13 protein-coding genes are annotated in these 15506 nt (G+C 46.8%); 12 read left to right on the forward strand and 1 reads right to left on the reverse strand.

What is annotated here, in order from left to right:
- The first annotated feature begins 120 nt into the window (after positions 1-120).
- The 12 genes from H8K55_RS04055 to H8K55_RS04110 all read left to right on the forward strand — a co-directional run bounded on the left by H8K55_RS04055 (position 121) and on the right by H8K55_RS04110 (position 11683).
- A complete protein-coding gene (locus tag H8K55_RS04055) occupies positions 121-399 on the forward strand; it encodes a HypC/HybG/HupF family hydrogenase formation chaperone (RefSeq protein WP_186940780.1) in 279 nt (92 codons plus the stop codon).
- Complete coding sequence (locus tag H8K55_RS04060; RefSeq protein WP_186940782.1) at positions 399-1142, forward strand: D-sedoheptulose-7-phosphate isomerase; 744 nt, start codon at positions 399-401, stop codon at positions 1140-1142. The genes H8K55_RS04055 and H8K55_RS04060 overlap by 1 nt, the downstream gene beginning before the upstream one ends.
- Positions 1142-2335, forward strand: coding sequence for a hydrogenase formation protein HypD (gene hypD, locus H8K55_RS04065; RefSeq protein WP_186940784.1), 1194 nt, complete (start codon positions 1142-1144; stop codon positions 2333-2335). Before H8K55_RS04060 ends, hypD begins: the two co-directional genes overlap by 1 nt.
- The gene (gene hypE, locus H8K55_RS04070; RefSeq protein WP_186940786.1) at positions 2332-3441 is read left to right on the forward strand and encodes a hydrogenase expression/formation protein HypE; all 1110 of its coding nucleotides are present in this window, start codon (positions 2332-2334) and stop codon (positions 3439-3441) included. The genes hypD and hypE overlap by 4 nt, the downstream gene beginning before the upstream one ends.
- A gap of 344 nt (positions 3442-3785) precedes the next feature.
- Positions 3786-4397 (forward strand): hypothetical protein, encoded by a 612-nt coding sequence (locus tag H8K55_RS04075; protein ID WP_186940788.1) that lies wholly within the window; start codon positions 3786-3788, stop codon positions 4395-4397.
- 266 nt (positions 4398-4663) lie between these two features.
- Complete coding sequence (locus H8K55_RS04080; RefSeq protein WP_186940789.1) at positions 4664-5629, forward strand: phosphoribosyltransferase family protein; 966 nt, start codon at positions 4664-4666, stop codon at positions 5627-5629.
- Between the two features lie 12 nt (positions 5630-5641).
- Positions 5642-6454, forward strand: coding sequence for a M15 family metallopeptidase (locus H8K55_RS04085; RefSeq protein ID WP_186940791.1), 813 nt, complete (start codon positions 5642-5644; stop codon positions 6452-6454).
- 348 nt (positions 6455-6802) lie between these two features.
- Positions 6803-8653: a nickel-dependent hydrogenase large subunit gene (locus H8K55_RS04090; RefSeq protein ID WP_186940792.1), complete on the forward strand. Its 1851-nt coding sequence runs from the start codon at positions 6803-6805 to the stop codon at positions 8651-8653.
- A 122-nt stretch (positions 8654-8775) separates the two neighbouring features.
- Complete coding sequence (locus H8K55_RS04095; RefSeq protein WP_186940794.1) at positions 8776-9183, forward strand: OsmC family protein; 408 nt, start codon at positions 8776-8778, stop codon at positions 9181-9183.
- On the forward strand, positions 9180-10073 hold the full coding sequence (locus tag H8K55_RS04100; protein ID WP_186940796.1) for a pirin family protein: 894 nt from the start codon (positions 9180-9182) through the stop codon (positions 10071-10073). Before H8K55_RS04095 ends, H8K55_RS04100 begins: the two co-directional genes overlap by 4 nt.
- 205 nt (positions 10074-10278) lie before the next feature.
- Entirely contained in the window at positions 10279-11109 is an 831-nt protein-coding gene (locus tag H8K55_RS04105; protein WP_186940798.1) for a toll/interleukin-1 receptor domain-containing protein, read from the forward strand.
- A 205-nt stretch (positions 11110-11314) separates the two neighbouring features.
- Complete coding sequence (locus H8K55_RS04110) at positions 11315-11683, forward strand: glyoxalase superfamily protein (RefSeq protein WP_222612352.1); 369 nt, start codon at positions 11315-11317, stop codon at positions 11681-11683.
- Between the two features lie 1230 nt (positions 11684-12913).
- Here the strand turns inward: H8K55_RS04110 and H8K55_RS04115 are convergent.
- Positions 12914-15415, reverse strand: a complete 2502-nt coding sequence (locus H8K55_RS04115; RefSeq protein WP_186940801.1) for a DEAD/DEAH box helicase — start codon at positions 15413-15415, stop codon at positions 12914-12916.
- Between the last annotated feature and the right edge of the window lie 91 nt (positions 15416-15506).

The following is a 15506-nucleotide window of genomic DNA, read 5'->3' on the forward strand; positions in this document are numbered from 1 at the left end:
CAATTCTCATATTTTTCTCCGCGCCTCGGCGTCTCGGCGTTGAGGGGTTTTCATTTCTCTAAAAAAATCTGAAAACTACAAAACCCTTCAAGAAAATAATCAACCCAGATAGGAAATGCTATGTGCCTAGGAATACCAGGAAAAATCGTCAGTATCACTGACACAGAACAGCAACTCGGTATGGTCGATGTTGGTGGCATACAGAGAGCGGTCAATCTTAGTTGTATCGCCACAGAAGGCAGTGATCTATCGCAACACGTGAATAGTTGGGTTTTAGTTCATGTCGGCTTTGCTATGAGTGTCATCTCTGAAGCAGAGGCGCAATCCACACTGGAGATTTTGCATGAACTAGGACAAATGCAAGAAGAAATGCTGGCGATGCAGGAAGGAGAATCGTGATGGATAGTCCAAATAGCAGCACCAAAAATGGTGCTAACAACGATGCGCATCTGCAAGCACTCTATCCTTTTCTGACAGAGAGCAAAGTCGACCATGTGGATATGAATGTGGCTTTGCTCAATTCAGTAGAACAAAAAATGCAGCAACATCAAAATGTCATTCACGCTTTTTTTGAAAAAAATACGCAAAAGGTGGTCGATTGTGCCAAGGCGATTGCCGACATGTACAAGCAAGAAGGCCAGCTTTTCACCATGGGTAACGGTGGTTCCAGTTCAGATGCTTCACATATCGCTGTCGAATTTTTGCATCCGGTAACGACCGGACGACCTGCCCTGCCCGCTTACGATTTAAGTTGCGACAAAACCGTGATGACCGCGATAGCTAACGACGTCGGCTATCAACATGTGTATGCACGTCAGGTTGCTAATTTACTCAAGAGAAAAGATGCTTTGATCGGCATTTCCACCAGCGGTAATTCCGACAACTTACTTCGTGCATTTGCGCAGGCAAAAAAAATAGGTGCTATCACCATAGGCTTAGCTGGTGGCAATGGCGGTGAAATGGCAAAAAGTGGATTAGATCACTGCCTGATCGTTGAATCCGACAGCATACATCGCACCCAAGAATGCCACGTCGCCATCTATCACGTCTTGTGGGATTTAGTACATACCTTGTTAGCTAGCGAACGCGGTGGTCTCAACAAAAACAACCCTAAAATGAAACTTAGTGGAGGAGATGAATAATGAAATATGTTGATGAATTTCGTGACCCGGAGATGGCGAAAGTCTTACTCAAAGAAATCACTAAAATATCGGACAGCTTAGCAAAAGATTTAAAGCGCCCGGTCTACATCATGGAAGTCTGTGGTGGTCACACCCATTCCATCTTCCGTTATGGCATAGAAAACATGCTGCCAGACAGTCTGGAATTAATTCACGGCCCCGGTTGTCCAGTCTGCGTTTTACCTATGGGCAGGGTCGATGATTGCGTCGCCATCGCCGAACAAGAGAACGTCATCATGACCACTTTTGGCGATGCGATGCGTGTGCCCGGTTCTAAACGCAGTTTGCTACAAGCCAAAGCCTTAGGTGCTGATGTACGCATGGTGTATTCACCGTTAGATGCCTTAACAATCGCCAAGAAAAATCCTGATAAAGAAGTGGTGTTTTTTGGCCTGGGATTTGAAACTACCATGCCGAGCACGGCATTGACGGTGTTGAAAGCAGAAGCCGATGGCATTAAAAATTTCTCTTTATTCTGCAATCACATCACGATTATTCCTACCATTAAAGCGGTGCTCGACTCACCCGATTTGCAACTCGATGGCTTCCTCGGCCCAGGTCACGTCAGCATGGTCATCGGCAATCAACCATATAACTTCATCGCCGAGCATTATCAACGTCCTGTGGTAGTCGCTGGTTTTGAACCGCTCGATATTTTGCAATCGCTATGGATGGTCTTGAAACAATTGAACGTAGGCGAAGCACGGATAGAAAATCAATACAACCGCGTAGTACCTGAGCGCGGCAATAAAATGGCTTTGACAGCCATCAGTCGTGTATTCGAATTACGTCAATTTTTCGAATGGCGTGGTTTAGGTTCTATAGACAACTCAGGCGTGCAATTAAACGCCCAATATGCCGCCTACGATGCCGAGAAAAAATTTGTCACACCTTCAGTGGTGATTGCAGATCCTAAATCCTGTCAATGTGGTGAAGTCTTAAAAGGCGCGATCAAACCCTGGCAATGCAAAGTCTATGGCAAAGCCTGTACGCCCGAGACACCACTCGGTGCACTAATGGTGTCAAGCGAAGGTGCTTGCGCTGCCTACTTCCAATATGGCGGTGCCCGCATAGAAAACATGCAAGCCAAACAATCTCAACAAACGACGCCAATCATTCCAATTCATCCTGTCATCGAGGAGGCCAATTTATGAATGTTTTAGATAAAAATCTGCAAGTTGCCAGCGATACTGAAACCCCGGTGGCAAGTGCGCGCATACGTCAAGGCAAGCTAGTCAGCTCCGTCATTACACTGGCACATGGTGGCGGTGGCAAAGCCATGCGCGATCTGATTGATGATGTCTTCATTGATGCCTTTAGTAATAGTAGCCTCAACACCTTAGAAGATCAGGCGCGCTTCCAGCTCAGCGATCTCGCGCAATACGGCGATAGATTGGCGATGACAACCGATTCTTATGTCATCGATCCTATTTTTTTCCCCGGTGGCGATATCGGCAAACTGGCAATCTGCGGCACCGTGAATGATCTGGCAGTCGGCGGTGCAAAACCGCTGTATCTGACCTGCGCCATGATTATCGAAGAAGGCATGCAAGTGTCAACACTAAGGCAAATCGTCCAGTCCATGGCAGACACCGCCAAGGCAGCGGGGGTCTTAATCGTCACTGGCGATACCAAGGTCGTAGAACGCGGAAGCTGTGACAAAATTTTTATCAATACTGCAGGCATAGGTGTCATCAACAAAGACTATCAACTAGGTGTACACAAAGCCCAGGCGCACGACAGAATTCTAGTCAATGGCTACCTCGGCGATCATGGCGCAGCGATTTTAAATGCACGCGGTGATATGCATTTGAGCAGCCCGATAGAAAGCGATTGTGCACCTTTGCATGAATTGATCGCCGTGTTATTGAAAGCAGCACCCAATACCCGATTCATCCGCGATGCTACCCGTGGCGGCATCGCCTCAGTACTCAATGAAATCGCCGATGCGTCCAAATGCGGTATTGAAATACTAGAAACCGAGACGCCGATACGCAATGAAGTCAAAGGTTTTTGCGAAATCCTGGGACTCGATCCACTCTATCTAGCCAATGAAGGCAAGTTAGTAGCCGTCGTACCAGAAGCAGAAACCGCCGCTGCCCTAGCCGCCATGCGAGCACATCCTTTGGGCAGAGATGCGGCCGATATAGGTTGCGTACTAGAAGATGGGCGCGCCGGACGGGTGCATATGCAAACAAGTTTTGGGGGCAAGCGGATTGTGGATATGTTGGTAGGGGAACAGTTGCCTAGGATTTGTTAGGGAGACTTATCACGTGATTTTCGACATATGAAGCCTTTCCGCTGGCGAGGTTAAGGTGAAAGACAAAACCCCTCAACGCCGAGACGCAGAGACGCGGAGAAGCGCAGAGAAATGCGAGGATTTTTCATTCTTCTCTTATTAGATTGAATGACGAAATAAAAAAATAATGATTTATTGCCTTCTCTTTTTCAAGGTTTCCCTCCGCGCCTCTGCGTCTCAGCGTTGAGGGATTTAAAAGAATGTCATCGCAATTTAAAATTTTCCGACGAACTCTTTCGAGAGTATCAGATTCATTTTTCAACTTCTTAAAAACTTAACTTCTAACATTTCATTCAAGGACAAACATGCAAACATTTTCCTCCAGCGAATACACCCCAGCCCAAGGGCTTTTGATTCGCATTGTCGACGACAACAAAGTCCTCACATTGGACTACCAAGAAGCCACTGCTCAACATCAACGCTCACTTTGGTGGGGCACGGCTGTTGGATATCGTGCCATGCAAATGGCGGCGATTGCTTTATCGCCTAAGCATTTATGGCGTCGCGATCATTTGGTCGTGGTCAGTGCTCACCCAGGTCCAGGCGTGCTCGACTCTTTAAACTACGTCACACATTGCGCCGACAAAGGTACATTGACGGTGATGGAAAACGATAATTGCGTGAGCCGCTGCAATAGTCAAATGAAATTTGAATGGTGGGTCAGTGATGGAGAAAAAACGGCGCACGTAATGCTCAATGAAGATTTTGTTCCCGTTGAGTTCTATCAATTAATTGATCGTCGTGTGTACAGCGAAACCAAAGAGGATGATGATAAATTATTTGAGCTCTACAAAGTGAATCTTTCGTCCCGCATCTGGGTTGCACCTTTAGAAGAAAATTTTACCGTCGAAATCTTGCCGCCGCTGGCGAAAGGCGAAATCCCTGGCAATCATGTCTGGAATAAAGCTTTAGCGTAATCCTAGAAACCTCAGTTGACCGCTTAATTTTCTCTTGGAAGGCGCATGAACATTAACTTTTTCGGTGTTTTTTCTGTTCACCATTTTGGTGATGACGCTACGAATTCGATTGCACACTTTTCCGCGTCTCTGGACTTTTTCGACATTTCAGTGAAATATCCTCCTCCTATCAACATGAAGGTTGCGTCGTCGTCGCGCCTCGCCAGAAACGCGGAAAAATGCACACTCGAACTCGTCCAACTGAGGTTTCTAGGATAATGATGGAAATGCCAGTTGCTATTGAAAACCGGCTGTGGTTTCTCGAAGAAATCCGCAGCCGCGATTTACCGCTAGCACAAGATTTATATCGCCTGTATCCAGGGATGAAATTCGGCTTGTTAGAGAATATCGATTTTTTCAGTGCAAAACTGACAGAGAAGCTGACAAATAAGCTAACACCGATTCTCAATCAAGGAAGCACTTCCTTACACACCAATTCCAAAGAATGGATCATCACAGCACCCGCTTTTTATCACTTGCCTGCCGCAGCGAATCTATTAGCAATCAATATTCACCGCCGGCTGCAACAAGCAGGTTTCAATATTCGTCTAATCGTACCGACCTTATATCAAGATCCGGCATTGGTCGGCGATAGTCAAACTTTTTCCATGTCAAACAATTACAGCAAACACAGTCGCGAACTACGTTATGCCCATCGTTTGCAATATTACCGGGTACGCGATGAAGCAAATCTACGGGCACAATTTCACAACCAACAAGTCATCGTTATCAACGACATTTATGTGACTGGAATTCAACAGATGATCATGCAGCAGTTGTTTGATCATTGGCAAATCGCCTCTTGTGACTGGCTGTATATTTTCAAGGTAGAAGAGACGCTGGCACAGCAATACCCAGAACTAGAATATCAACTCAACACCAGTCAATACAAAGACTTAAGCAGTTACGCTGCACTGCTAAATAAAACCGAACTACATTTGACTAAACGCTGCGTCGCTCACTTGTTGGAGCAAGAATTGAACGATTTTAAATACTTAATGATGCAGTTGAATCCCAACATTCAAGCAAAACTAAAGCATGACATCCGTCATGAATGGCCTGAATGCAAAGCGCTATTCGCCGAAAAATTGGCGACCATCATTGATGACCGCATTCACGACCGCATTGACAACAATGACAACAATGACAACAAAAATGACAAAACCCGTGCCCACAAGATCAATACCGCCTAAAAGGAGAAACCCGTGTACGACATCAATTACAAAATAGAACTGGTCGATCTCAATGACATTCGCGTACCGCATTATCAAATTCCTGTAGATCAAAGTTCACCTCTATTTAATGAGCCATTGGTCAATTTAAAAGACTACGACCTACCATTTTTATCCTGGCATGCCATCAGTGATGGTAGCAATGCGCCCTACCACAAAGCGGTGCGTGGTAGTCGGCAAGAAGGTTGGTTACGTAAAACGATTGCAGAAAAACTGCAAAGAGCGAATCAGCTTTTACATCGCTTTGACGCCGAATTACTGATACTCGATGCCTATCGTTCCTTAGATTGCCAACAAGGTTTATGGGAGTATTTTTACAACCGTGGCCGCACCGAAAATCCAGACGGTGACGATGCGACGTGGACAGCATACGCGCTCGGTTATGTACGAGACCCGCGCCATTTTGATCCACTCGATGCACGCACTTTCCCCATCCATATTACGGGTGCATCAATTGATAGCACCCTACGTCGCCGCAGCACTGGACAGATCATGAACATGGGTTCTGAATTTGAAGAGATTACGGAAGTCAGCTCCACCGATTATTTTGAACGGCAATTACTGCAAGGTTTAATTGCCGAAGACGATGAACGTTTATGGAACCGACGTTTGTCCGAGTGGGCATTACGCAGTGAAGGTTTTTTAAATGACCCCATCTATTTTTGGCATCACGATTGGGGCAATCAACTCTGGATCAAAGTAAAAAATGCCTTAAGCGGTGATGCCCCAGCAGCAGCCTGGTACGGACACATGCCCTCGCCCGCGTGGACGGTGGCGGAAAATTAAACACAACACAGTCTAAGTATGTTCCCTCTCCCGCATGCGGGAGAGGGCTAGGGTGAGGGTAGTTCAGCGAAAGCAAAGTTTCTGATTCGCACATAACAGCATAAGAATCGCGCTATTTTTTATTTAATAAGCGTATTCGAATCTGAATACCCGTCAAAGCATACTTTGACTCCCCGCCCCTTCTCCCGCTAACAGGAGAAGGGAGTTTAATGCGACATCATCCAAGAAATTATTTCAGACAGTAATGCGATTAAGCCCGACATAAAAACAATTAGTGTGAACTATTCATAGCCATCCCCGCTGAATAGTCGGAAAAAATATTTAATAGCTAAAGATAGGTCAACCAAGATGAAACTTGAACGCGATTTGATGCAGCCTGCACAAGAACAAGCAATCAGCCCAGCGCTGATGCAATTGATGCGGAAAAATAATCACGACTACCAACAACAAACACAGAGTGGTGACCCGTTCAGCCGTATTGAAGGCGCGCTCTCCGTGCATTGCCACGTTGATCTACAACAGCGTACCGTCATAGAAAGCGCAGCGATGGCGACACCGTTTAAGGGTTATGAAGCCTTACTACCGGGACGCGATTTGCAGCAAGTTGGGCGTGTCAGTGCTACTGCATCCGGTATTTGCGGCGGTGTACACGCCACGGCATCAGCGCTTTGCCTGGAAATGGCCTTAGGTATAAGGCCACCACCGTTAGGCATCGTCGTGCGCAATCTACTATTGAGCTGTCAATACCTTAACGACAATTGCATGCACTTATTTGTTTTGGCGGGTCCTGATTATTCGCAAGCCGTAATCGAAAAAAGTAACCCAGAAATCTGGTCACGCGCGCAACACAGTGCCAGTCGTTTTGCAAACATTCACGGCTACCAACACATCGGCGAGATTATGCTGGCACTGAACAAAGGCCAGGGCACTTTGTATAAAGAAGCACTGAAAATGATCGCCATTGCGCGTCAGGCTTACTCGCTGTTAGGTGGGAAATATCCCCATTCAGAATCCATCATCCCCGGCGGTGTCAGCCTGCAAGTAGATGCCACCAAATTACAATTATTTAAAACACTGCTAGCTGCCTTCACCAGTTATAGTCAAAAGACCGCTGCGATCTGGGATGATGTGTTTGATTTTATGTTAGACGCTAATCCACATTACGAAAATTTAGGGCGAGCCAAGGCCAGCATGCTCGATTTTGGACAATGGGATCACCCTGACTATTATGATGCGACTTATGAAAATTGTGACGTCTGGGGTGCACAACGCTGGTCAACACCTGCTGCTGTCATCAATGGTGAATTACGCTGCACGCAATTAAGTCTATTAAATGCTGGCATGGAAGAAAGCCTGGATTATTCCTATCGTGAACGGCAAATTCTCTCGCCCGCCGATGTCATTCGACACGACCCTAAAGGCAATCCTATTTCTATCCATCATCCCTGGAATAAACGTATCGCGTCAACCAACAGTGCAAAAGAAAAACCACAGGCTTATAGCTGGGGTTCTAGCCTGACATGGCAAGGTGAAAGCTTTGAAGTCGGCGCTTATGCGCGACTCTACCTAAGTGCAATAGCACAAAAATTACCCCGCAATGCCTTCGTCGCTTCAACTGGTAACAGCTTAGAATTTTTATTACCGCAAACGGGGCAAGGCAGTATCAAAATGCTCTGGCAAATTCCTCAAATCTGGAACGCCTTTGAACGTAACCGCGCTCGTGCCTATTCCCTAGCCTTCAACTTAGCCGTCACTTTAGAAAATATAGCGATCGCAGAACAGCTAGTTAACACCGGACAAACACAAACTCAAGTCGCTCTCGATCGACAACAAATGGGTACACGATTAGGCGTAGGTTTATGGGGAGCAAGTCGCGGATTTCTAGCACATTGGGCCGTGATTAAAGATCAGGTCATCGATAATTACCAAATCGCGATTCCCTCCAGAATCAATGTCGCTACCCGCAACCAACATCAAGCTATGGGTCCCTTGGAGCAAGCTTTACAAAATACACCGATTTTGGAAACCGGTTTCCAGAACGTGACGGATTTTCAAGGCATAGACATACAAAGAACGATACAAAGTTTTGATCCCTGCATGAGCTGCCATGCGCAGATTCTGCTTAAAGAAAATGGTATGGTATTGAGGCAGGAGATTGATACAAGTTTTCCGGTGTTACCTCCTGCCCATTCCAGCTAAATCGGTCACCCGCAGGCGGCGCAAATAGCCCACATAAAAGCTGATATCGTCATCCAAAAATAAAATCCACACTAGATGTAAAATAGCCTGCATTGTTCATCACCTTAAAAGGAAGAATTTTGATGGCTATTCAACTACACAGCAAACCTGATGCCAAACTTGCACAAACACTAGAAATTAATACGCATCAACTAAGCACCGATGTATCCATCGCCGAAGGTGGCGAAGATGTGGGTCCTAGTCCGCACGATCTGTACGATGCCGCGCTAGCCTCCTGTAAAGCCTTAACCGTGATGTGGTTCGCTCGCAAAAAGAATATTCCTGTCACTCATATTGATACCCGCATAGAACGTGATGATAGCGAAGAACGTCAAGGAACTTATCGGTTAAGCACGCACTTAATTATCCATGGTGATATCAGTGATGAAGAATTTCATCAACTCAGTGCCGTCGCAGAAAAATGTCCCGTACACAAACTAATGACCAGCGTCACCACAGAAATCACCACGAAAGTCGAGCGTGCATTATGAGTAACAACCCAGCTTTTGATCCCGTCAAAGTACTCAAAGCCCACGGCAAAGATCTGGGCGGCGGCTTTGTCGTCAATCGTTTATTGCCATCTGCAAAGCGACAGGCAGTTGGCCCGTTTATCTTCTTTGATCATTTCGGCCCAGTGACCGTCAAGCCTGAAGACAATCACGATGTACGCCCACATCCCCACATCGGCTTAGCGACATTGACCTATTTATTCGATGGCGTGATTTTGCATAGGGATAATCTCGGTTACACCCAACGCATAGAACCAGGCGCAATTAACTTGATGATCGCGGGAAATGGCATCGTTCACTCAGAACGTAAACCAGAAGAACAAAAGAATGACACCTACATCAATCACGGTTTGCAATTGTGGATAGCCGTGCCCGAAGACAAAGAAAAAATCCCCGCCTCATTTAGCCACACACCCGCCTCCTCCATACCCGAAATCACCAATGGCAATGCGACCATACGCGTATTAGTAGGAAGCGCATTTGATGCAAACTCGCCCGTACCAACTGTATCGCCTACGCTCTATCTCGATATTCAACTCCCACCCAATAGCCAATGGCAATTACCCATGCTGGCAGACGAGCAGGCAATTTATCCAATTGAGGGAGAAGTATTCGTCGCGGGCGAAGCATTGGATACGCACACGATGTTAGTCATCGATCAGGAGCAAAGCATCACTAGCGGTGATCATCCAACACGCTTGGTACTGGTAGGCGGTCAGGCTTTAGGACATCGCTTTATGTGGTGGAATTTTGTTGCCAGTCATAAGGCAGATATAGAAGCTGCATCGCTGGCATGGGAGGCTGGTGATAGTGCTTTGGGAATGGGGCAAGTGCCTGGGGAGAGTGAGCGGATTCCTTTGCCTAAGCGTTAGTATTGTTACTTAATTGAAGCTCCCTTCTCCCGCAAGCGGGAGAAGGGTCGGGGATGAGGGAGATTCAGATTCGAATAAATTACTTGCTTTTTTATTCAGACGATTTGATGCTAGAACACTAGGTTTCGGAATTCTGTGAATAGCACTTTTTTCGTTTTAATTTTACTTGGATTTCACATGATATAAGCACCAAAAAATTGACTACATGTTGCTTTTAAGAGAGTTGAAACAAGTTGTCCATTTATTGATGGTCGGGTATCTTTCTATTTCGAAAATAAATCACGTTAGCCGTAAAATGACCAAGCCCTACAATCTTTTTATCTCCTACGCTTCCGAAGATGAGATATATGCAACAAATCTTTCGAGTTCTTTAAAGAATCTTGGACTCAGTATTTGGTTCGCGCCCTTGTCATTAAAAGTCGGCGACAAGCTGCTAGACTCAATCAATGCTGGATTATTAGCGTCCGAGTATGGCCTGCTACTTCTTTCACCCCAATATCTAGCAAAGCAATGGACCAGCTACGAAGTAGATGTGCTGCACCGACAGCACATTGAAGATCAAAAGAGGCTTTTCCCTCTTTGGCATGGCGTTGAGAAATCGCAAATTGCGCAATGGAATCCCGGCCTTTCGGGAATCATTGCCTTGAAGAGCACGGAGAGTCTAGTCTCTATCTCTGAAAAGATTGCGGATATCATATATCAAGGCTGTCCGACGCGCGGAATATCTCCAAGCTATGAAAATCCGCAATGGCGCTTCCTACAAGGTTGTGGTGAACTATGCGCCAACAGAGAAAACGGTGGCGTATTTAATCTGTTTGAGGCCGCCGAGTTTCCAGACGATCATTTCCCTCTATACGTACACAACAGGCCACACAGCCGGAAGGAAATTATTTTCGCTGTTGCAAAGACGTTATATTACAAAAATCCTGACGTGATACCGATCACCGAAGAGAGGTATATCCAAATGAAAAATCTTTGTAAGACTTACGGCTTTAATCTCGATGCTCCCGAATTTGATCCAGCTCTTTATGGTTAAAACGATGACAATCGAAATTGTATCGTATATAAATTAGCCCCGTGAGGCGGGTGCAATCCACTCCGACAATCTTTAAAAATCCCATGTGGTAAATTTATTTTGGAAGACAATAATTGGGCGAAAAATCGTTTCGTTTGATCCGCGACGCGGATTACATCAGTCCTACATAACTTAACGTTAAACCGTGAAATTGAAAGAGTACGTCATGCCAATAATCCCAACCGTTCGCTGCCGTAACATAAAAACGGCGCTAGAGTTCTATACGGGTGTTCTTGACTTTGAGCGAATGGATAATGACGTTCACGAAGATGATCCATCATTCACCATCCTAGTCAGAGGTTCGGATCGAATGTTTCTGTCCAGTCATAGCGGAGACGGTGTATTTGGTCAGGCTGTTGTTGTGCTGACAGATGAAATCGACGCACTATTTAAGCATTATCTTGCGCGGGGACTTGTTACACCGGGAAATCCTGATTCTCCTGTGCACGAGGGACCATTAGATCAGACTTGGGGAACTCGCGAATTCTATGTGAACGATCCAGACGGCAATACATTGCGCTTTGTACAGGAATAGGGCTTCTGGTTTGCTATATCCCCATTCATCGAATCACGGTCATGTAGAGCGGATGCAACCCGCGCCGCCAGAATTTTCAAGATACCGCGATGGTGATTTGCAGCGACAAAAATATTTGAAATAGATTTACAGCACCGGTTGAATCCACCGCACATCACTGGGTCTCCCTAGTTCTTGATTTAGAATAATTTTTTCCTGTGCTCGTTGTTCGCTGGTCGGGTGTGGCCCGACAGCCAATTACCTTTTTTGCTTCGTCAAAAAAGGTAATCCAAAAAAGACGACCGTAGACTCGCCCCTTCAGGGTGCTTACGCTTCGCTTCAGCATAATTTGTGCATGTCAAAAAATGGGGTGTCGCGAAAACTCGCTTCCCTTGCAGGGCGCATCTTCGCTTGCAAGCGAAGACCGTAACGCAGGCGATGTGCATGCACATCGAAACCCCTGCTAAACCTCAAACATTCGCAACCCTGATCCCATTTTTCGCCAAGCACAAATTACATCGTCTCAAACGGTGGTAGGTCAAAAACAAAAACCTACCGCTGCAATTAGAAAAATGAACGTCCGTCGGTACTGTTTGTTTTGGTGTTGACGTTGCTTTTGACCTTCATCCACTTCTGACACTGCCAATTGTGCGGGGCAGAAAATGGACAAAGAAAGCCTTGCTGTCTGAGCGAAGCGAGTTTCAAGGCTTTCCCATTTTTTGTCCCGCACAATTGGGAACCCGAAGGGCAGTGGCAGCGTGGTCGCCTTTCTTTGCTTACTTTCTTTGGCGAAGCAAAGAAAGTGAGTAGCTGCCGGGCTACCCCCGACCTACAGACCAATCAGCAATCTCAAAAAACAAATACATCGAAATAAAGTTCAGTCGATTTCTCGACAATAACCCATCCCCATCCCAACCTTCCCCTTGAAGGGGAAGGAGTATACAAAACGCATAATACGGTTAAAAAAATTCAAGCCCCTTTGAGATCACACAAGAGAGACGCAACGCCATGTGGGGCGGGCACAACCCGCGCCGCCAGAATTTTCAAAATACCGCGATGATGATTTGAAGCAAAAAAAAATTTGAACGATAAATCGTTAAAATCAATTTCTGAAACACCGGCGATAACCCATCCCCACCCTAACCATCCCCTTGAAAGGGAGGGAACTTTCAATAGCGCTTCGACTTATGTAGATACCGATATTGCCCTCGCTTTACATGCCGTCAAGTCAAACAAAAAACCACCCAATCACTACAACCCCAAAGGCTGCAACAAAGCCTGCAAATCCTCAATATTAAACTTCGCAGAAAACGCAGCATCACTGCCGAGCACTCCTTCGGCCAACGCGGCTTTACGTTCTTGCAAACCCAATATGCGTTCTTCTATGCTGCCCTCGACTACCAGTTTATACACGAATACATTCTTATCCTGGCCGATACGATGCGCACGTGAGGTGGCTTGCTCTTCGACTGCGGGATTCCACCACGGATCCATGTGAATCACGGTATCGGCTGCAGTCAGATTTAAACCCACACCACCGGCTTTTAAACTGATCAACATAATAGGCGGCGCATTGTCGTCAGCTTGATTTTGAAACTGCGCTACCACCGCACCCCGTTGTGCTACGGGTGTTTTTCCAGTCAAACTCAGAAACGGTAAAGTCAAATTCTCCAGCTGCACTGCAATCAAATCCAGCATCTCGGTGAATTGAGAAAATACCAAAATACCTCGTCCTTCGGCTACCAAGCTGGGTAACATATCACTGAGCATTTCTAGCTTTGCGCGTTCCATCGTCTCGGGTGTTTTCGCGCCTTTTAAAAGATAAGGGTCACAGCAAACCTGGCGTAGTTTTAAGAGCGCATCGAGTATCGTAATCTGACTGCCAGAAAAACCCTTATTCTGTAAAATTTTTCTAATTTTCTCATCCGCTGCGACACGCACACTCTCATACAATTCACGCTGCTGCCCCTGCAATTGCAATCGTTTAATCACCTCGGTCTTGGCTGGCAACTCACTCGCCACTTCATCTTTACGTCGTCGCAAAATAAAGGGGCGCACACGCCGTGCTAATAATTGCGCACGCAGCGTTTCGCCATTGACTTCGATAGGCTTACGCCAGAGCCTTGTGAAGCCGCGCATATCACCCAAAAAGCCTGGCATCAAAAAATCAAACTGCGTCCACAATTCACCCAGATTATTTTCTAGCGGCGTGCCCGTAATACACAGTCGATGCCGCGCACGCAAACGACGCACCGCATCGGCGCCGCGACTGGAGGCATTCTTCACCGTTTGCGCTTCATCCAAAATGAGGAAGTGAAATGTTTGTTGTTCCAAAACAGCTAAATCGCGCCACAACAAAGGATAGGTCGTCAACACGATATCGACCTCAGCCATCTGGGCAAAATTATCAGCACGTTGCGCCCCCTGTAATGCCAACACGCGCAAACTTGGTGCCATGCGCTGCGCTTCTGCCTGCCAATTAAACACCAGCGAAGTCGGTAGCACAATTAAAGCAGGCTTATCCAAACGCCCCGCTTGCTTCTCTATCAAAATATGCGCCAAGGCCTGCGCCGTTTTACCCAAGCCCATATCGTCTGCCAAAATGCCAGCAAGATGATGCTCACGCAGATACTGCAACCATGCGACACCGTGCAATTGATAAGGTCGCAAAGTGATGCCCAAACCTGCTGGTGCAGAGACAGGCTTTAATTCACCCACCATTTGCAAGCGTAGCGCCAATTCACGCAAACCCAGATCACCACGCAACTGCCAGCCACCATGCACACCAGCCCGCGCGGCCTGACTATCGAGCAAAGACTGACGCAAAGCCTCAAGTCGATAGCCATCCCAAGCCGATAGCTGCAAAGGTCCCGTCAGTTTGTCTTGCAAGCGCTGCTCATCCGTCAGCAACTCCAACATATGCGTGACGATGGCTTTTAAAGGCGCGGCCAAAGCATCGATACGCTTACCACCAGGCGCGCGCAATTGTATGACCGCCAGATCATCAATCGCCGCCACCTGCTTTGCATCTAACCACCGCGCATCCCGCCGCAACAGATTCGCCAACATGGGCACCAGATCCACAATCTGCCCATCAATTTCCACACCCAGACTCAACAACCAAGAACCTTCACGCGCCGGCAAGCCCAAAGGCACGATAGTCGGCGCATAGCCATGCATAGGCGCGGCGACCTCTTTACCGATCACTTCACCACTAACAGGATCAAGTATCAAATGCCAGGCATCCACAGTCACGCTCTCATGCGCAAAACCCGGACGCACCACCACGCGCCAACCCAGCGTCTGCAAACGCGGTAATTCTTCCGCCCAAAAATCCGCAAAAAAATCTTCTTGTTGCAGGCTCCAAAGTGGACCAAATTGCAAAGCTGCATCCTCACTACGCCATTGCAAACTATTTGCTGGAACGGGTTGCAGATTCAGATCCCATACCAAATCGAGCGCATCCGCCTCACTCCCCAAATCACGCACAAAAACAATCGGTGAGCCATTGGCATCTTGCATCAGATGCGTGGCATGCGGTCGTCGATTTAAAAGCGTGGTTGGTGCGGGTGTTGTCCATTGCAGGCCATACTCTGTGGTGTACATCCAATCGATCTGCACAACGGTAACATTGCCGCCACGCGGGCCAAATGTTCCCGTTGGCTTCATACCCAGCAAACCATCGCCTCGATGTAGTGTCTGCAATGTGATGCGCGGTTGGAAGTGGGCGATGATATTTGAAATAGACGACATAATTTGGAGAAGGCTTGCTAGGAGTCTGACATATTCTTGCAGCTGAGATCTGGGTTTTAGCTGAGATTCAGCTGAGTTTTTTCACTAAGTT

Origin of the sequence: Affinundibacterium flavidum (assembly GCF_014284175.1) — a bacterium.
Taxonomy (GTDB): Bacteria; Pseudomonadota; Gammaproteobacteria; order Burkholderiales; family Burkholderiaceae_D; genus Undibacterium; species Undibacterium flavidum.